Below are 21,079 nucleotides of genomic sequence, written 5' to 3'. Positions count from 1 at the left end.
ACAAATTGATATATTAGTTGCACAAAATGATATGATAAATAAATACAGAAAATACTTAATAACCAGTAATATAGAAACTTTATGGGGCTTTTATATTAATAATTTAGGACGAAATGTTATTGAAAAAAACACAGAATATCCTTCTAAAGATCACCCAGACCAATATATATTTACATGGGATAAAGGGCGTATATTAAACGAATTTCATATAGTTCTAATCACTAAGGGCGAAGGTATTTTTGAAAGTAAGGCTACGGGAAAAATAAACGTATCCGATGGTGATGCTTTTTTATTATTTCCTGGTATCTGGCACCGTTATAAACCAAAAAAAAGTACAGGTTGGACTGAACGATGGGTAGGATTTTCAGGTAAGATTGCTTCTCAATTCCTATCAAATGGGTTTTTCAGTACAAATGAACCTGTAATATCAAAGTGTAACAAACCTTCTATATTACAACATTTTAATTCGCTCTTTAAATTATTTGATGAAGAACCTTATGGTTTTCAGCGCACAGCATCGGGCATTTGCCTGCAGCTTATGGCTGATTTATATAATATTAAAAGTGGTGGCAGTAATATTGAAAGTTTAAACTCGCTAGTAGCAAAAGCCAAAAGCATCATGTACAAAAATATTTATTCAACTTTAAATTTGAAAAAAGTAGCACAAGAATTAGGTGTAAGTTATTCCAAATTTAGGATTGATTTTAAAAAGCAAACAGGTATTTCGCCATTACAGTACCATTTGCTTCTTAAAATAGAAAAATCAAAAGAATTACTTTTAAATACCTCAAAAAGCCAAAAAGAAATTGCTTTTGAACTCGGTTTTGAATCGGACGTTTATTTTAATCGCTTATTTAAAAATAAAACTGGTTTAGCTCCAGGAAAATTTAGAAATTCATCAAATTAATTAGCTTATTGTAATTGTTATTTCTAACACCTTCTTTTCATCAAAAAAGATTTCGAAAGGTAGAGCTTCTACACCAGGCACCATATTAAAGGTTCTTTTACTTTGTAGCGTCTTCAATTTAATTGGAGCATTGGCTTTAATAGTAACTAATCCTTCAGGTTTTTGAATGGTAACTTCCGTATCGCTTACACTAGAAACAACCTCATTGTTTGGCGAAACAATAGGTAATACAAAAGCAGTTGGCGAAGTAATATTCTGGTCTGTTTTTACTGAAATTACCGTTTGATTTACATCACACTTATATCTAATATCGAATTTAGAAGCTGTTTCTTTTACTTCTTCTCTAGCTACATTTTTCAATTTTACATCTGCAACCAATTCAATAGTGTCATTTTCATCTTTAGAAGTAACTGTAGCTGGTAAATCGTATAAATTTGTGTACCAAACTCCATCTATAAATGTTTCAACCCGAGGTGTTAAACAAATATCTTTTCCTGGTTGTGCTTGTTGATTATTTTTCTCAACCATTTGATACTTTGCCATACTAGCAGCACATAGCAAACCCACTTTATTGTGATATAATAGACCTAATGCACCACCAGAAGCTTGACGAAAATCTTCTTTGTAATGGTACTCTGCATCGTAAGCACTTACAGTTCCTCTCCAATCCCCTCTTGCAAAAAGGTATACATCTAAATCTTTAAAGTGCTTTACACCATCTGCGGTAGCTCTTGGTAAACTAGCGTTTGAATTAATTTTTGGTAAATGACCCCAGTGGTCTAACAATGCTGCTAAAGGTTTCGCATGCGTAAACGTGTGGTGTACACAAGGAGGAATACCAGCTTCCACAAAACCAGGCCCTCCATGAATAAGTCCATCTGCTGTACAGCGTTGCAACAGTTCCGTGTTTTTTACAGCAGCTGTTCCAAAAGCAGGATTTATGTGCGCCATCATCCCAAAGGCTGGTTGACTTCCGTCACAGGTGCGGCTTCCCCAATAGCTCCACTTATACATTCTGTTACCCCAACTGTTATCCCAAGCTCCATCTGGTAACATGAATTCTAGATGACTGTTCAACGATTTTGTTAATATTTGTAGTAGCTCTTCATCTTTTTCTTTTAGCGCGTACATTACTAAACTGTTTAAGGTTTCTTCTACATTATATCCTAAATCAACACCATGTAATCCTTTTTCGCTTAGTTTACTAGAACTCTTTTTACATTCTCCAAACAATAAGCCTTCATTTGCAGTAAAATATGCTTTTACCTCAGAAGCTAATTTTTTACTCTTGGCTTTAAAATCGTCTCTGTTTAAAATATTACCCATTAAATTTAAACCATAGACGGCTGTTCCTGGATAATTAATATTAGTAAAGTCTATAGTAAATGTATCATATACAAATTGTCCTGCTTTTTCTAAACGTGCTGTCCATTCTTTTTGCGTTGCCTCGTCTAAAACATGACCATGATAATGCAATGCTTCTGCTAAAGCTATTGCTCCAAAAACGGTAATTCCTTTCCAAGATTTCGGATTTTTAATTACGGTCCAAGCCCCATCATCTTGAGAAACATTATTTTCTGCCCAAGTCATAACTAATTTGGCAGCTTCAGTATATTTTACATCTCCTGATATATCAGCCATATATAAAAATGGATACACCGCATCCATACATCGACCATGTATATGTGAACACGACGGGCAACCTAAAGCGCCATGTTCTTCCAAATTAGAAGGGTTATTAATTTGTACTTTTATCATCCCATCACACCAGTCTTTCAAAAGACCTGAAATTAGATTTTTGAATTCTAGAGAGTGTTCAGGATGATTTTCACATGCATTTAAAATTCCAGCTATCGGAAGAGAAATCCCTACTCCTGCCAGTGTTGATAGTTGTATAAAGTTACGTCTTTTCATCTGTTAAATTTTACTGTTTTTTATTGGTCAGATATAATTTGCCAATAATTATTTTGGTTGGTATCAACTTCTTGATATGGCTTATTTCATATTTAATAAATCACATAATTTATTACCTTTTGAAAAGTATTTAAAATTAGGTATTTATCTGTCCTGTTTTGTCCTGTATTATTCCATTAAAAAAAGCCAGAAAATCGTTTTCTGGCTTTTTTAATATAAATTGTAGAAAGTATATTATCTCTTTATGAGTTTGGTGTGGTACACTTTATTGGTATCATCAACAACCTTAACAAGATAAACTCCAGATTCAAAATGATTATCAACTTCAAGTTTATTATTACTGGTAGAGTTTTGATAAACAACCTTTCCTAAAATATCATAAATACTAACTTTTACTCCATTCATATTTTTAAAAGCTATGGTAAATCTATCCGCTGAAGGATTAGGATAAACTTTTATTGTTGATGACAAAAATTCATTATCATCAACACTTAGCGCTACACTTGTTGGAATAGCTTCCCATACGCTTCTGGTATCTGATTCTGGAACGATACTATGTGTTACGGTTCCATCTACTTCTTGATACAAATATCTACCATTAGTTCTAGATTCAAATCTATAAGTGTCTTCGGTGTCGTTATATTCTATAGTCCATGTTTTATCTGTATCACTTGATGGAGCTGCTGCTCCAGTGCTAACGACACGATATGCACCTCCAGAAAAATTAGCACCTGGTGCACGCAAAATACCAACAGTTTCACTATCGATATTAAAATATGCTCCACTTACTACGAAGGTCCAATGTGTGTTTTGAGCTTCACCTGAGTCTGTCATTACAACTGGTTCAGCACTTGATCCTACAGCCGTTAGAAATTGCCCTGTGGCCAGGTTTCTTAACCTAAAAATATTATCAGAAGGCGGTGTACCAGAATTATCTACAACTTCCTCTCTTTGATATGTTGTATTTGCCCACCTAATTTGTGCCCTACCTCCTTTAACGCGATATACACCATACCTAATACCAGATTCTAATCCTCTTTCTGGATCAGGAATTTCATAATTAAAAGGGTCACCTCCAATTACTGCATCACAATAATGAATTTTTTTTGTAGCATCGTTTGGATCTACTCTAAAACCTACCTCTAATTCAAAATCGATTTCCTCATCCTTATTTACTCGCTTTAAAAAAACCACTTCCCTTCCACTACCTGATCCGCCCCTCTCTAAGATACGTTCCGCATAAATATCGAATGCAACTTGCTTATCTGCATCTATACCGGTGCCATAAACGGGTTTAGCTAAATACAAACAAATTGCCGGGTCTGGCGGACCACCTCCACCTGTATGCTTTCCTTTGGCTTGAGCTATATAAGTTCCATCTTGACTAAAACTGCCAGCATCACCTACCTCTAAAATCCTAAACGTTCCAGTAAATCTGGCATAACTCCCTACACCTGTTTCACCAGATCTAGGTAAGGAGCGCTCTATTCTGGGTTGTAAGGTGTTTGGAGCATCCCAGTGGTTAGAGCCAACAGTAATATTATAAACGCCCCAAGTTTTTCCATAAACATTACTTTCTGAGTAATCGGAGTAGCAACTTCTATCGTCAACAGTCCCAACATTATCAGGGTTTGACACATCTACATTTCTAGTATTATTGTTTTCGAATTCCCCTGAAGCTGGACAAGTTAAATCTGTACTTGTATCTTCATCAGGAGCTGTTTGCGCTTTTAAAAAAAGTGAGAAAAGGGTAAAACCGAAAAATATAAAAGATTTGAGAGTATTTTTTTTCATAGCCATCATTAGTTGTATTACCTAGACAATTTTATAGAATTCGAAATTAATTAATAAACTAAACATTGCTATCCTGAACTATGCTGACCTCAAGTCAAGCCAGCCCTATTTAAAAAAAAAAAGCATAAAAACCTAATGAATTTTTCTCATAATTTCAGGACTATTAATTAATCAGCTTTAAAACAACAGGTCCAATTAAACCAGAAGATTCTAACTCGATTTCATTTTTCTTAGGTGGGTTGGTAGTCCATGTTTTCTTTTTATCCTTTGGTCGAGAATTATCAAAAATGAGCTGATTTCTCCAAGTATTTGTCACTTTAATTTCGAGTTTATTTACTCCTTTTTGAATCACATTGGAAATATCAAAAACAAATGGCGGCGCCCATTTTACACCTACTTTTTTACCATTGCAAAATACCTCTGCAATATTAGCAACTTTACCTAAATCTAAAAATACAGGTTTGCCTTCCGTTTCTACTTGTATGGATTTTGAGTAGGTAGTTGTACCAGAATAATGCTTTATGGCTTCATTGGATAATTCAGTTAATGACTTTAATTCTGTTATTTCGAAAGTTTCAGGAGTTTCCCAACCTTTTTCAAAACTTAAAGTCCAATCTAACTGAAGATTTCTTTTATGAACTTCCATAGTTTTTGAAATAACCTCTTTACCTTGATAAAACTTGTATTCGCCCGAATGCGTAGTAATAAGTTCATCACCTTTAAATGCTATTTCTGGTAAATTTTCAGTATCAAGTATTCTAAACCATCCCATTTCAGCGTTTAAAATAACCTCATCTTCTAAAACAACTTTTGAAGCCAATGGTGTTTTATCAGCTTTAGTAAAAACAATTATTGCAGATCCGCTTGATGGTAATGATAAGGCCACATTTGTTCTATCGCTTAAAGCCTTCCAAACCTTAGCATCTTCTTGAATTCCTGTAAAAGCATCCCATATTTGAGGACTGCCTTTTGCATTAAAACTAAGAGACACATCAACTGGTTTATCCATTTTGGAAGCAACAAAATAAATATCGGCATCATTAGTTTTTCGGTGAATCCAATTAATCTCTAAACCTTCAGGTACAATTACATCTGGAGCAATACGTTCTGCCTCAAGCACCTCATCTAATGTTTTCCCCCAATATACTTTTCCTTTACCTATTTGTTTTACACCACTTTCAGAATCTCCCCAAAGTTCATCTGCAATAGTACGAAGACTTTTTAAATCATTTTCATCATCCATTAAACTTGGTGAATCTAAAGGTTTGTCACCAAGTATTACAGCACCACCTTCCACTAAATCTTTCAATTTTTTTGCGGTAGACAGCAACATTTGTTTAGAATCTCTTAATGTGATCACGCGATAGTCCCCTCCATCTTTTACATGAATTTTACCATTTTTAATACTTAGTTTTTCCTGAAGGACTTCAGCATTTAAATAATCAAACCTATAGCCTTTGGGGAAATAATCTAAATCGAATGGTGGGCGTTCATAGTGATCACCGTAATACCTAAGTACATCAGCCGCGTATTCACCTTGTTGTAATACAAATTGGTTTCTACTTAAGTATTCTGTCCAATCGTTCATATAAGCCCACCAAGTTTGTTGCCTTACTAATGGAAACCCAATATGTCCACCAAAACTTGACCCCGGATAAACATTGGTTTGCGGTGTATGAGAAAACGTATGAAATACTAAATGATTAACCCCTTTTGCAAAATTATAGTCTATTAAATATTTTACAGAAAACGGATGTTCGTTCCATTTTACACCAAGTTGTGTACAAGCTTCTGCAGCAAGCATTGGCTTGTTATAAAGGTGAGTTGCAGATGCTGCGTTGTAAATTGGTTTAGCATATTCGTTTTGAGCAGATGGTGCTTTAGGATACCAAAACTCTGTCATAGGTATATCACTAACGCCATAATAACGCATAGGGTCTATGGGCAGCACTTCGCCTCCTGCACCTTCGGTATATACTTCAGCCCCCATATCATGCGCTACTGTTGCAAAATGTTTAAAGAAATTATCAATAAACACTTCATCCATGGTGTGTCTTAAGTCTCTTAAAAACTTAGTGGTTATCTCAGGGCTATCCACAATATATCCCATAGTTGTAGGCAAGTATGTTTTCATACTATAGCCTCTTCGGGTTTCAAATTCAAAAAACATGTCCTCAGAATTGATAGTCCAAGTAGGTACATGACTTTCCCAACTATCAATAAGTAATCCATGTAATTTACCATTACCAATTGGACCGCCATCTTTTATTAAATTACCAATCATCCCGTTTCGTAAATGATTCTCAATGGCAATTTTATCAAGCTTGCTGGATTCCCAACCTGTAGCTTCTGGAACTGCAGGTTTATTGGTTAAGCGCATATTAATATGCCCAAAACGCACGATGGTCCAATTTCCATTAGGAACTTCCCAAGTTAAATTTCCTTCAGAAGTCATTTTATCTGTAAGATTAATAATATTTTCAGATGAAATTATGGTGTTTTCAGCATAATCATATTGCACATTTTTTTCAAGGCGTCTTAATACTTTTGCTGCTCTTGCTTCATGATTATGAAATTTCGGTTTTGAACTCAGTCGGATAAATTCTGGAGCTATTGTATGTTTACCCCCAAATGTAAATACAAATGTATTTGAAGTAGTTTCAGGAATGGCTAGCGTTAAATGTTTTCTCCTATCATTCCAATTAGCGTCTGGTAAATTTATAGTAGTAATTGCTGTTAATCTATTACCAATCAATGCTTCAACCTTAATAGCCACATCTAGTTTAGGGTATTCTGTGCCCATAATAATATGACGCGATTGCGGTAAAGTGATTGTTCGTAATGTAATTGCTTCATTAAAAGTAGCCTTTACCCAAGCGTCTTGATTGTTTATTTTTGAAATACCATTGGCTCTATACGCTTCTAAAGGTTTATCTAGTCGCGTTGTAGTTCTTGTTACATTAATTTTTGAATTAGGGTTAAAAATATCTTCCCAAGGTACCACTGTATTATTTGTTTCAATTTTTGAAGGATTAAATGGTTCTGAATCGTCACCTTCAACTGTTGGAAATGCCAATACTTGAATATCTTTATAATCATAATCTGGCGTTTTATATAGGGAATCTATTTTTAAAACTTCATCAAATGTTTTGTTTCCCGAAATATGATAAACAGTTTCTACAACTTCACGTTGTGCTTCTTCAACAGGCACCCATGGGCCGCCCGTCATAGACCAACCTGGACAATTTTGCATGGTGAATTTTAACCCTAAGCGCTTACATTCGTCAGCCGTATGACGAATCATATCCTCCCATTCGGGTGATAAAATTTTAATGGGTTCTACATTAGGATATAGTCGTCCTGCTTTATTAAATAGATGAATTCCTTGAAGACCAGCTTCTTTTATAGCTTCTAAATCTAAGGTTAGGCCTTCTTTACTTATATTATTTCCGTTTAGATGAAACCAGGTTTCTGGATAGTATTTTTTAGATGGGTTATTAAACTCATTCTTTAGTTCTTGCAATGTTAAATTTCCAATAGCATTGGTTACCTCATTATTTTCTGTTTTACAACCAAAAACTAAAAACAATACTAAAAACAGGGAAAAAACATACTTCATATTAACGAACAATTATTATGTCTTGGAAATAAGTCATATTATTAAAATAAAGTATCCTGTTGCATCATGTAAAAGTCAAGAATATCCTAATTAGATGCCATAATGGGATAAGTAACTATAGCACTAGCTTTAAACCCAATACGATGCGATTTCACCTGTAATCTTGTGCCTTCGGGTAATACTAATGGTTTTTGATACACCTCCCAAGATGGCGGTACTTTTTCTCCAGATTTCACAATTTTATACCCAATGGAAGCACCTTCTGTTTCGCAGGTTATTGAAATTTTTTCATTATCGTTATTAATCACAGGTGCAGATGTTATTGGTTGTGTAGTTTTACCATTCCAGAGTTTCTTAATCAATTCCCTTTCAGGTAAATTAGGATTATCTCCAATAACTTTGAGCCATTTATCCATTTCAGTTCTTAACTCATTAATTTTGTCCTGATATGCAGGGTTATTTGCAATATTATTCAATTCGTATGGGTCCACCGAACAGTCGAATAATTCTTCTTGAGGCTTGCTTCCCCTAAACCATTGGCTTTGAATTTCATTTAATTTACCTTCTTCACGCAATCGCAACAATTCTTGCATTGTCGGAATACGTTCTCTATACTCAATAGGTAGATAATATCCTTGCTCTGGACGGTAATTTCTAATGTATTTAAATTGCTTGTCTCGTACAGCTCTAATCACATCGGTTTCTGCATCAAAACGGTCTGCCGCTGCATGAATATAATCGCGGGCTTTTGTTTTATACTTACCTAAAAATGCTTGCCCCTGCATGTATGGTTTTGGCGCTTCACCGATTAAGGACAATAAGGTTGGTGCAAAATCGACAAAACTTATTAATTGATCATCTTTTGTTCCTGCTTGGAGTTTTTTCGGAAAACGAATAATCATGGGTGTATTTAACCCAGAATCGTAAATCAATCGTTTTTCTCTTGGTAGTGGACCGCCATGGTCTCCATAGAAAAAAATAATGGTGTTTTCAAGCAACCCATCATCTTCTAACTGCTTTAACACAGCGCCTACTTGCTTATCCATTTCAGCAATATTGTTATAGAGTTTCCACATATCGCGACGTGTTTTTTCCGTATCGGGTAAGTAGGGAGGAATATCAAATTTAGTATCCTTCGGAAGATGTTTTGGCGTGTCTTCTTCGTTCATTCTATTATTGGCATGGGATTTACCAAAGTTTTTCCATTTGTAGTCTTCATCTCCAGCGTAGTAATGACGGGTTTCAATTTCTCTAAAGCCATAAGGCTCAAACAAGCCTGATTCGTGCGTTTCTGTGAAATTAAATACCGAAAAGAACGGCTGATTATCTTTTCTGTTGCGCCAGTGCGCATAAGGACTACTCTCATCCCAAGCGGTAACAGGTTCTTTAAACTGGTAATCGGTTTTATAGTTATTGGTACAATAATAACCTTGCATACGCATCCACTCACTTATCATTTTAACTTCTGAAGGCGGAACAGCTTCATAAGCAGGCAGCCCTCTTTCTTTTGTGTACGAATTAACCCGCATATGATTTGCTCCAATGCTCGATGGGTACATTCCTGTAGCTATTGCCGCTCTGCTTGGTGCACAAACACCGGAGGTAGAATATAAGTTTGGATAGACAACACCTTCACTTGCTAACTTACTTAAGTTTGGCGTTACTACGGTTGAGTCTCCAAACGGCGGAATGTAAGCGCCCATATCTTCTGTTACTAACCATAAAATATTTGGACGTTCGGGTAATTCTAAAACGGTTTCTACGTCTTTTTGCGTCTCTTTATTTTTCGTTTGGCAGCTTGTTACCAACAAACTCAGTAACAACGCAATTTTTAAAATTCTCATATTCTTATGTATTCAATTGAAGCATTATTCTATTTATGAACACTATTTTATAAACTTATTCTTCAATTTCAATAGTATAGTATGGTTCATTCTGTTTTTTATTAAATATCCCAGGATATACAACAACCTCTTCGTTAGTTGTAATACACGTGAAATAAACAAGTAAATCATAATCTGGATTAAGATTTTCTAGAGGGATTTGAGCAATATAATTACTCCCGTTCCAAATCATCTTTTGCTTATTAAATACTCCCAAAGTCATATCAGCCATTCTATAATGTACTCTAGGGATTTGAGATTCTTTAACGAACTTATTACTTTTAAAAATTACTTGTAAAGAATCTTTTAACGTAATTGCACTTGGAACCACAGCATCAAAACCATTACTAAATGTTATACTGGTTTTTCCAAATGCGCGAGTTTTATTTTGTAATGTAATTTGTTTAGAATTTCCATTTATTTCAATAAGGCTATCTAAGTCTTTTTCCAGTTCTATTAGCCTATCTTTCCAAGTACCATTGTCATGCAAGAAACGTGGAGATGAATGGTAAATTTTGTTTGTGGCATTTACAATAGCGCCCCAACTTAACTTTGCCTTCTCTAAATGCAGAATACTTAAATGTAAATATTCCTTGTTTTTTGTTTCTTCAAAAAACACATAATTTAGAGATGCCATAATTTTTTCTGCATGATACATTGAAAGTGCTGATGTTATTGTTAAATCTAAAACATTGGTTTTGTATTCCTTTTGAAATTGATTTGGAATATCTTCCTCTTTTATAGATAGTATATTTTCTGATATATCATCAGCTATTTTTTTATAGTAATCTGCTAATTGAATTGGCGTTATCTTAGGCTGTATGGTATTACTAAGCACATCCTGCACATAATCACTAATTATATAAAACATTCCAGGGTCTCCTGGCTCTGCAGATTGATATGTTCTATTTTTTGATTTATGAAGCGGGTTTGTATTATGAGCATTAAAAAGAGCGCCACCACTATCCATTTCAGCCCAATTATAGTTGGCTGGATGATTCGTAAGATGAGATGATGTAATTAGTGGCAATACTTTGCCTGCTGCTGCATATGCGTCTGACATTTTTTGGTGCGCTTTACCGTAATGTTCTTTAAACGTTCTTTGCCACACTTCAGGATTGGTTTTAGTGGAATAGCCCAACCTTCCAAATAATCGATACCAAGCCCAGTAGCGTTGGTCTTCCCATTGATAATAAACCATTGATTTATCTGAAAACAGAGGCCACGTATTATCTTTTCTAGCCATGGGCGGTGTAACTTGAAATCCTTTACTATCACCAAAACTCGTAGAATGCGAAAATCGTTTTACATAATCAGGATCTGCCCAAGTGAACATTCTTGTGGTACCAATGCCCCATAAACGATAAATAAAATCAAAATTGCGCGATTCGTTTAAAAAATCGGCATACCCATAACGTTGTCGTTTATCAAAATTATTGATTAAGTCTAATTCCGCTTTTCGCATTTGCAATGGATGGTAAGGGAGCCCTACACCTTCCCATGTATATTTACTTGTCACAGTAAAATCAATCTTAGTTTCAGTAGCCCATTTACGTATATTATTAGTTAACCCTTTTGCTCTAATATCTAAAAACAGATTACCATTTCTATTGCTATTAGCTTTTCCTATGGCATAAATTATCTCCTTCCAAAATTCATCTGCGGTATTTCCAAACCCGCCAACACCTGACTCATAATTTACACGAAGTTGAATACCATCAATTTCAGGCACTCTTTTTAATAATTCTCGCATGCCTTTAGAACAATATTCAGTATACTGATTTGCGTTTTCTGGTAACCCGTCGATAAGACTTTCACTTCTACCATGGCCCCAAATTCCGAATACAAACTCAAGCCCATAATTATGACTTATCTTTCCTATCCTTCTTAATTGATTCGTATATGCCTCAGGTGTTTTTGTTAAATTCTTTTTGAGCACTATGTTTTCAAAACCTGGAACTTGAAAAAAATAAGGATAAACAGGTATCATGAAGTCTTCTTTTTTTCCATCATTATAACCTGTAATAAGTGTTAACCTGTTAAAACGGTTTTTTGCTAGCTGTTGGACATAATACTGCCAAAATTCTTCAGAAAAGAACCATTCGTCATCGTTTTCATCTTTAATAAAACGATCTAAACCTCGCACTTTATTATCTGGAAATTCCAAAGTGTTTTCTAAATTAATCAAAGCAGATAATCCTTTGTCTTTTATCTGTTCAGATATTTCATTAAAGGCATACATTGTTCCCTTAAAATCTGTACCTCCTATTACTAGAGCCTTACCGGCATCTACATCAACCCATTGATAAAATACACTTTCGGGTTTATTCTTTAAACTATTTAACTTATCAGCCAATAAACTCTTTACTAGACTATCTTGTGAAGACCCTAAAACCAAAAACACTTTGTTATTTAATCCAGACCATTCTTCGGTTTTCGAAATATTTACTGCTGTTGCCTTAAGTGCATTTAAAAATTCAAGCTTACCAAAAGTAACCGGGGTCTCTGTATCATTTGAAACACCTGTTCTGTCAACAATTATTATTTCATTATTTGTAATAAGCTGCTCATGACTTAATGTTTGACCATAAACAAAAGGAATTGCAAAAAAATGAAGACTCAGTAAATAATAAAAAGCTTTGAGCTCCTTTGTCATGTTATTTGTGTTAATGAATTTAATCTTAAACTTTGATTCTTAGTAATATAAACTTACACTGTTTTAAACAAAAAAAAGACTCAATAATGTGCAAATTTTGAGAAATTTCATTGTTATAGTTTATAATTGAACTTGCCTCACCGAATTATCTATATAGAAGGCGTTTGGTAACCCCATCTTCTGTCTTTAAAAAATATATTCCTTTGGAAAATCTTGATAAATCAACGAATTCTCCGTTGCCTCTATTTTTAAATGGAAGAATATTATGCATCCTAATAATAATAAAAAAATAAAGGATGGCTTTTTGAATAAAGTAGTCTTTTTCATATTTATTAGCTAAATTAAATCCTAGTTTTAATTTAAAACCAAGCACTATTTATCCTATTATCAAATATTTATGTAATATATAGATTAAACATTAACAAAGTATCCTGTACTATTCTGAAAATCAGATTAATTAAAAAAACTCCTCGCCATTTTATAGCGAGGAGGCAATATTCAATCCTAATTTTGTAGTTTTATTCTAGCTTCAAAATCTCACTACCTGCCATTAAAAAGGCGCCTGTTCCAAAATTTTGCCAAGAATCGGCGGATGCTGGCTCTGGGAAAGCTCCAATATTCTGTACCCAGCCTACGCGACCATCTTCGTGTTGGCAAGCCTTAAGTGCGTTCCATGCTTTTTTTACTGCCGGCGTATGCTTTTTATCTACTAAACCGTTATTAATACCCCATGCCAATGCAAATGTATGGAACCCACTACCACTCACTTCGCCATGGTCGTATGTTTCTGGACAAAGTAAACTAGTTCTCCACAATCCATCTTCTGGTTGAATGGCTAACATTTTAGTAGCCATTTCTTTATATAGTTTTTCATAAAACGGTCGGTGCTCATAATCCTTTGGCATATCATCCAAAATTAAAGCCAGACCAGCTATTACCCAACCATTCCCTCTAGACCAAAATACTTTTTTCCCATTGGGCTCTTTTGTATCGTCAGCATTTCCCTGCCAAACAAAGCGCATATCTCTTGCGAATAAACGTTCTTCTTTATCATAAAGCTGATTATATGTTTCCATATAAAATTTATGCATATCGTCTAAATACTTAGGTTGATTTGTATGTTTAGCATATAAATTTAACACAGGAGGTGCCATAAACAACGCATCACACCACCACCATAAAATAGTTTTACCTTCTTTACTTTTATCAGTTCCTGCTTTCCAATTATCATCTTCAAATAAATGTGCGTCAAGGAACTTTTTTGTAGGTTCTAAATCCACAAAATTCTTACGCCCCCCATTCGCATCAATATACAGGTAACTGTATGAGATAGCTACATCATCAGCATGATGTAAACGCTTATAAGTTTCCCAATTATTCCAATAACCTTGGTTTTTTAAAGCTGCCATATACATCATATCTCGCGTAGCTTTATGTGCTCTAGCAACACCTGTATAATAGGCTCCTGCGGTCCAATCTGTAGGAGCTATTGCAAAAATAGGGTGCGCTTCTTGCCATTCTAGCGCTTTTATCATAGATGCTTTTACACTAACCTTATCAACAGTTTGAGTATCCGCTACTTTTTGAGCTGTTGAACAATTAAATAACAATACAACTGCTAACAGTGTTAAAATGGTTCTATTCATGATGTCTATTTTTTAAGTTTAAATGTAGTTTCTAAATAATCTTTCGAAGAGGTTCCTAGCATCACGGTATAATCGCCTGCTTCTAAAACTTTTTCCATTGAAATCCCCGTAAATTCTAACATTTTTGGTGTTATCGTGAATGAAACGGTTTTACTTTCTCCTGCGTCGAGTTCTATTTTCTCAAAGCCTTTTAACTCTTTATCTGGACGAGTAACCGAACCTATCTCATCTTTAATATACATTTGAACTACTTCTTTGGCTTTTACACCACTATTGTTAGTTACAGTTACGCTTACTTCCAATTCAGTATCTGGAGTAATTTCAGGGTTTGAAATTTTAATATCAGAATATTCAAAATTAGCATAACTTAAACCATGACCAAACGGGTATAATGGCCCTTTACCAAGGAACAAATATTCTTTTTTATAATTGATTTCCTTCATACTATAATGAAAAGGTAATTGCCCTATAGATCTTGGAACGGTTACAGGCGACTTTCCAGAAGGAGAAACTTCTCCAAAAATAATTCTAGCTGTAGACTCGTCCCCAAATTCACTTAAATCCCAAGTATCTAAAATAGCATCGGCTTGTTCTGCTATTACATTAATCGATAAGGTCCTTCTGTGCTTTAACACCACAATCACTGGTTTACCTAAAGCCTTGATTCTTTCTACGAGCTCATCTTGAGGGCCAACAGGGTCTATAGTAGCACGATCGCCTAATGTACTATTACTAAAATAAGCTTCTTTTGCAGTGTACTCATCACCTCCCAAAAATAGTATTGAAACATCTGCAGACCTTGCTTTATTTACCAAATTTGCTATGGCTTTTGGGTCTCTTTCTAAAAGTTCTGGAGCGCCACCCTTTTGATTCGTTAAATTGAATCCTTTTTCTGCAATGAATTTTACATTTGAACCCGCAACAGATTCAAACATTTCTTTTGTGTTTTCTTTTAATAGAGGCCCTAATAAAGCTACTTTTAAAGATTTGTCTTTTGAAAGAGGCAACGCTTTATCTTCATTTTTTAATAGAATGATAGATTCTAAATCTGATTCTTTTGCTAATGCTAAAGAAGACGCTGCTCTGTTACCTTTCTCAACATCTTCAATATTGATGTAAGGATTATCAAAAAGTCCTAAAATGAATTTTGTTCTTAATACACGACGTACAGATCTGTCAATTAGTTTTTCAAGTTCTGGGTTTTTCTTTACCATTTCTGGTAAGTACGCATAAGAATCCTCAGCATATAAATCGATATCAATTCCTGCTTCTAAGCCCATTTGTGCTGCATCTTCTGGAGTTTCGGCAACATTCATGAAATAAAACAAACGTGCAATATCATTAGAATCTGAAACCACATACCCTTCAAACCCCCATTGATCGCGAAGTACTCCTGTTAACAATTCTGGATTTCCATGACTCGCCACACCGTTTAAATCGCCATGCGACGCCATAATTCCTAAAGTTTTTGCTTCTTTTACAGCAGCTTCAAACGGTGGGTAAATTTCGTCTATTAATGTGCGTTCAGAAATTTCGATAGCCGCAAAGTTAGAACCCCCTAATACTTGTCCGTATCCTGCAAAGTGTTTTGCTACAGCACCAATATGAGTTCCATTTCCTAAACCTTCATAATTTCCTTGTACACCCTTAACGGCACTGATTACCATCTGCGTTGTTAAATACGTATCCTCTCCAAAGGCCTCACTCATACGTCCGAAACGCGGGTCGCGCACCACATCAGCTTCTGGTGAATGACACATGTGCATCCCTCGCAATCGGGCTTCTCTACCTACAACATCCCATTGGCGTTGTACCAATTCTGGGTTAAACGATGCTGCCGATGTCATTGGGCGACCGAATCGCGTACAACCCTCTGCATCTACACCGTTGTATGATTCTGTTACGAATAGCGCTGGAATACCCCAACGGTTATTTTCGATAATATACTTTTGAAGTTCATTATTCATTTTAGCCGCGGCTACGGCATCAATATGTTCTCCTGGGTTTTTAATACCTGCAATACCAAGCTTTAGTTTTTTTATAACTCTGTCTGATAATTTTAAGTTACCATTTTCATCAGGTTTGGTACCGATGTTGGCATGAAAAATGCGCATTTGTGCTACTTTTTCTTCAAGGGATAATTTTGGCAATAATGCTTCTACGCGCTCATCAATGGATAAAGAAGCGTCTTTATAATCTTTTGAAACAGTCTCCCCACAAGACGTAACAGCAATACTGATTAATAAGCATAACGAAAATAATTTCTTCATTTTATAGTTTTTAGTAGTTGTTTAATTTTTAAATTGAAATCTATTTAGTATAAACGATTTATCTTTTATTCCTTTATACACAAAACAAATGGATTGTGTATTTTCTATATTTTCAATGTCAAACCTTCTATTTTGAAGCGTATACATATCATTTTTAGGCACATTACAAGTAAATAATAATTTACCGTTGGTGCTATCTGCTCTAACATCAACTTGGGCAGCTTCACGAGCTATCACTTGTAGCTCTAAACTATTTTTATCATTCAACCCTTTTACATTTGAGTATATGGTATAACTGTTATCGTATTGAGGTTGTATCGAAAAACCTCCAATGGTATTTTCAATTTTAATAATGCCTTCGGATTTAAAATAGTCTTCAGCTTCAATACTATTATTAGCGTTATAATTTCCAACGCCAATGCCATCTACTCTTATGGTTGCCATTTCGCCATTGTCTTTATAATGTAAATAGCTTATAAAGCTATCTCTAAAATAACGATTTCCTGTTTGACTTATATCACAATAAATATAATACCATTGGTTGTGCCACTCAAAGAAGGACCCGTGACGCCCTTGTAAAAACCCATTTGGCCATGTTGGAGCATCAAAGCCTTCGGCAAAACTCTCCTCTTTTATAACTGTATCTTTGTAATCATAAGGCCCGTATACATTATCTGCCATGGCATAGAAACAACCCCAAGACAAGTAATACTTTCCGTTATACTTATGCACAAAAGGCTTATCGTCTGTTGGCATTTTTGTATTGCTACCATCAGGATTGTAAGGTCCTCTCGGATTATTAATAATTATTTTCTTTGGCGATTCTGCTAAGCTTATCATGTCTTCGTTGAGCTTAGCTATGTAATAATCCCATACACCAAAAATGATATAATGTTCACCATTGTCTTCAAAAATGGCCATATCGTATTCATGCGTAGGTGTTAAATCTGAGGATAATAGAGGTTTGCCTAATACATCCTTCCAAGGACCTACTGGTGTTTCTCCAACCACTACACCCGTTTGTTCGTTCCCTTCGGAAAAATAAAAATAATAGTTCCCATTTCTATAGGCCGCATCGGTAGCCCAACATCTTGAAAATTCTTTTCCAATATAGGTGTCTTTAGGACTTAAAACACTGCGTTTGGTCCAATTCACCAAATCGGTCGAAGACCACACCCACCAATCTTCCATGATAAACTTATCGTTTTTAATGGATTTATCATGTGAAGCATACACGTAAGCGGTATCATTGAAAATATGAATATGCGGATCGTTTAACCCGACATTTGGGACTATTGGATTTTGCGAGTATACAGATGTTATAACCAATAACATTGTACCTACAATTCCATTTGTTATTTTAAAAACTCTTTTCATTACTTATTCAATTCCGCAAAAGGTATCCATAATTTTAGTCACTACTGCCGCTTCTTCAACCGAACACGGATTTTCATTTTGTCCTAAAAAATAACCAACCACTTGTTCTATCATAGGTTGCTGAACATGTTTTGGATTTTCAAAATTGAAAGTTTCCGTTTTATTATTGGTTTCAACTCTTATTTCATCGCTATAAAAAGAAAATGTTATGGCACCCTTTTCTCCAATAATAGCGCATCTATCACTATCTTCAGAAGCTACAAAATTCCAACTTCCTTTAAATTGAACACCATTTTTAAAGTCAATCTCCCCTTTTACAACATCATTTGGAGAAGAATTTTCTGGAACAGCTACTTTTTTCACCATGTCTATGTCTCCAAAATAATAATACATTAAATCTATTTGATGAGGAGCAATATCATGAAAATATCCACCACCCGAAATTTCTGGATTTAAACGCCAGTTTTTATCAGTTTTGGCTATTAAATTTGCATTTTTAGATTGTGCAATATCAATTTCTGCCGAAACTACTTTGCCAATTTTTTTGGCATCTAATAATTCCTTCACCTTGATAAATAAAGGTAAATTTCTGCGATAGTGGGCTACTGTAACTTTTGTATCACTTTTATTCAATGCATTTAAAAGTACTTTAGCTTCATTACTATTCAATACCATTGGTTTTTCTAAATACACATTTTTATTTGCTTGAATGGCTTGTAATGTATAATCTAAATGAGAAGAAGGCGGTGTTGCAATATAAATGGCATTCACATTTTCATCATTGATTAATTCTAAAGCACTGGTTGTATAATTTGGCACCTGATGTCTTTTCGCAAAGTCTTTTACCTTTTCTTCATTCCTTCTCATAACGGCGACTAAGGAAGAACCTTTTAGCTTCTGAAAAGCAGGACCACTTTTAACTTCAGTAACATCGCCACAACCAATAATTCCCCAATTGATAATGCTCGAATTCATGTATTTTATCTAGATGAAATTTAAAAGCTAAAGATAATTTAGGGCACACCAAAACCCGTCCTGTACTGTTATGTTAATACCAAAGAAAACTGACTAAATAAAGCCATACCTATAAAGCGTTTTCTTTTTTAAGCTTCATTCATCAATATTGGTTCATTTCGAATGAAGTAAACACTTCTTATCTAAGTCTTTTGAATCAGAATAATCCAATCCTTTTCGGGTGAAGATGGCGGAGCTCCTAATTCTGCATTACCCGTTGCAATTACTGAAGTATTCGAACCTTCTTGAAGCGAGCCTCCATTTCTAGGATCAAACCATTTTATACTGAACGTTTTTCCTGAATTCCCCAAATCTAAAGTTAATTTATCTGCATTAGCTTCAACATAAATTGCATAAACTTCATCTACTTTTGCAAAACAGTAAGCAATTCCATTACTCGAAATTAATGCGTCATGAGGTTCCATTTCCCAAAATGGAATATAGGTATTGAAAAAGTGCAATGCATATCTATTTTGATCCCAAAATAAATCACGGCTTCTAAAATCTTGACACGTTAAATCAGAATTTGGACTTGCATAGCCAAAATACCACTCAACCCCGTATCCACCCGCCATGAGTGTACCGTACATAGCTCTACCTCTGGCATAATTATGCTCTGGGTCTTCATCGTCTGGCAACAATGCAATATTAGCTTTCCCTGGTTCATCAACTGCTAACGCCCATTTTCTCCCTGTGGAGTTTGATTTATTTCGCCATTTTAAAACTCTTGGATGAACATCAATAAATTCTGGATGACTTAATTGTAATGACGCCCCTGTTAATGGCGATTGATTTCCTATTAATTCTTCATACCTATCATCTTTATTGGGAAATGTATGAATAACTAAATGACTGTTATAAGCATCTAACTTTGAAACATAATTGGCTGCTTTAATAACCTCTTCAATTGGCTGATTGTTTTCTTCTCCTAAATTCCAATTCATGGATAAGTGATGGCCAAACCTTGCAATTAATTCTCTGTAGTACAATTTACCTTCCGTTCCAAAAACACCTTTATCCATTAAATGGTCTGTCTCAGTTTCGTGGGTTTTAAAATGAAGAAACATGCCCTTTGTTTCGGCATATTCGAAAATTCGTTCCCATTGGTCTAGTTTTGAAACATCAAATCTTGTTTTATGAAACATGGTTTCCCAAGCTTCCTTATTTTTCTTTACACTGGCATAGCTTTCGTAGTCTTCAATAGGCACTTTTAGTAAATGAGGGAATATATTCCTATCATCTCCATCTACATTAAAGGTTAAAAATGAAAACACATTAAGCGCTTCGCTCGCTAAATAATTAATAGCACCTAAAAGGTTTTTTCCTTTAGAGTCTTGCCATAAATATGGTGTGGCGCTTTCATCAAAATCTTTTGCATGTGGTTCCCATGCTTTTTGAAAACCTAATGCGTTTGTTGAAACATCAAAATCTGTATATGCCAATAAATTCTCAGGAGCATCAACACCTAATTTTATGAAGTATTTTTGACTTTCGGCAAACTTTAAATAAGATTCACCAACGTATTCAAGTCTTCCTTTAGCACGATTATCTATTCCTGTTTTATCAGATTCTGCAATCACAAAACTTCCTGTTTGCCCATCCATGAAACCAGCGCTGGAGGCATTAGTAATATCTTCAGTTATGGCAACATTTTCGCCTTCTTTGAAAGAAACTGCATACGTCCATTCTCCTGTAATATTTGGTGTAAATCTAACTTGCCAGATATTACCAGTATCGCTACTGGTATCAGCTGCATTACCATCGGCAGCAAAAAATCCAGGAATAACAAAAGTTTCTTCACCATTGTTGAAAGTAACATCTAACCGGTAGTTTAAGAATGGATTGTTCTCATCCATCTCACTAGTTTGAGGACCTTCAAAGTTTAAGGTAACTCTATGCCATTTTTTTAATTCCCCATCAATGTTTACTTCTTTATAATTTTCACAAGAAAATAAGACTAAAACAGCACATACAATTATGAAAAAACGTTTTGCCATTA

The 21,079-nt window shown here is 34.9% G+C and carries 11 protein-coding genes; 1 reads left to right on the top strand and 10 read right to left on the bottom strand.

The features are described from left to right. Nucleotides 1-31: 31 nt before the first annotated feature. Nucleotides 32-907, top strand: a complete 876-nt coding sequence (locus tag BMY39_RS11010; RefSeq protein WP_092579586.1) for an AraC family transcriptional regulator — start codon at nt 32-34, stop codon at nt 905-907. Here BMY39_RS11010 and BMY39_RS11005 read toward each other — a convergent pair whose 3' ends face one another. The 10 genes from BMY39_RS11005 to BMY39_RS10955 all read right to left on the bottom strand — a co-directional run bounded on the left by BMY39_RS11005 (nt 908) and on the right by BMY39_RS10955 (nt 21,077). Next, complete coding sequence (locus BMY39_RS11005; RefSeq protein WP_092579584.1) at nt 908-2,821, bottom strand: ulvan lysase-like protein; 1,914 nt, start codon at nt 2,819-2,821, stop codon at nt 908-910. 234 nt (nt 2,822-3,055) lie between these two features. Next, a complete protein-coding gene (locus tag BMY39_RS11000; protein WP_177176589.1) occupies nt 3,056-4,615 on the bottom strand; it encodes a T9SS type A sorting domain-containing protein in 1,560 nt (519 codons plus the stop codon). Between the two features lie 163 nt (nt 4,616-4,778). Further along, the gene (locus BMY39_RS10995; protein WP_092579580.1) at nt 4,779-8,234 is read right to left on the bottom strand and encodes a glycosyl hydrolase; all 3,456 of its coding nucleotides are present in this window, start codon (nt 8,232-8,234) and stop codon (nt 4,779-4,781) included. Nucleotides 8,235-8,320: 86 nt separating this feature from the next. Continuing rightward, nucleotides 8,321-10,078: a sulfatase family protein gene (locus tag BMY39_RS10990; protein ID WP_092579578.1), complete on the bottom strand. Its 1,758-nt coding sequence runs from the start codon at nt 10,076-10,078 to the stop codon at nt 8,321-8,323. A gap of 55 nt (nt 10,079-10,133) precedes the next feature. Next, the gene (locus tag BMY39_RS10985) at nt 10,134-12,773 is read right to left on the bottom strand and encodes a hypothetical protein (protein WP_092579576.1); all 2,640 of its coding nucleotides are present in this window, start codon (nt 12,771-12,773) and stop codon (nt 10,134-10,136) included. 518 nt (nt 12,774-13,291) lie between these two features. After that, nucleotides 13,292-14,419 carry a glycoside hydrolase family 88/105 protein gene (locus tag BMY39_RS10975; RefSeq protein WP_092579574.1) on the bottom strand — a complete coding sequence of 376 codons (1,128 nt, stop codon included), beginning with the start codon at nt 14,417-14,419 and terminating at the stop codon, nt 13,292-13,294. Between the two features lie 5 nt (nt 14,420-14,424). Continuing rightward, nucleotides 14,425-16,689 (bottom strand): glycoside hydrolase family 3 N-terminal domain-containing protein, encoded by a 2,265-nt coding sequence (locus BMY39_RS10970; protein WP_092579572.1) that lies wholly within the window; start codon nt 16,687-16,689, stop codon nt 14,425-14,427. Between the two features lie 21 nt (nt 16,690-16,710). Next, on the bottom strand, nt 16,711-18,066 hold the full coding sequence (locus BMY39_RS10965; RefSeq protein ID WP_245738266.1) for a family 43 glycosylhydrolase: 1,356 nt from the start codon (nt 18,064-18,066) through the stop codon (nt 16,711-16,713). A gap of 3 nt (nt 18,067-18,069) precedes the next feature. Then, nucleotides 18,070-19,041 (bottom strand): Gfo/Idh/MocA family protein, encoded by a 972-nt coding sequence (locus tag BMY39_RS10960; protein WP_092579570.1) that lies wholly within the window; start codon nt 19,039-19,041, stop codon nt 18,070-18,072. Between the two features lie 182 nt (nt 19,042-19,223). After that, nucleotides 19,224-21,077 (bottom strand): DUF5060 domain-containing protein, encoded by a 1,854-nt coding sequence (locus BMY39_RS10955; RefSeq protein WP_092579568.1) that lies wholly within the window; start codon nt 21,075-21,077, stop codon nt 19,224-19,226. Between the last annotated feature and the right edge of the window lie 2 nt (nt 21,078-21,079).

It is taken from the genome of Hyunsoonleella jejuensis, from assembly GCF_900111025.1.
Classification (GTDB): Bacteria; Bacteroidota; Bacteroidia; order Flavobacteriales; family Flavobacteriaceae; genus Jejuia; species Jejuia jejuensis.
Note: the sequence above shows the minus strand (reverse complement) of the source record. Positions and strands in the feature narration are given on the sequence as shown.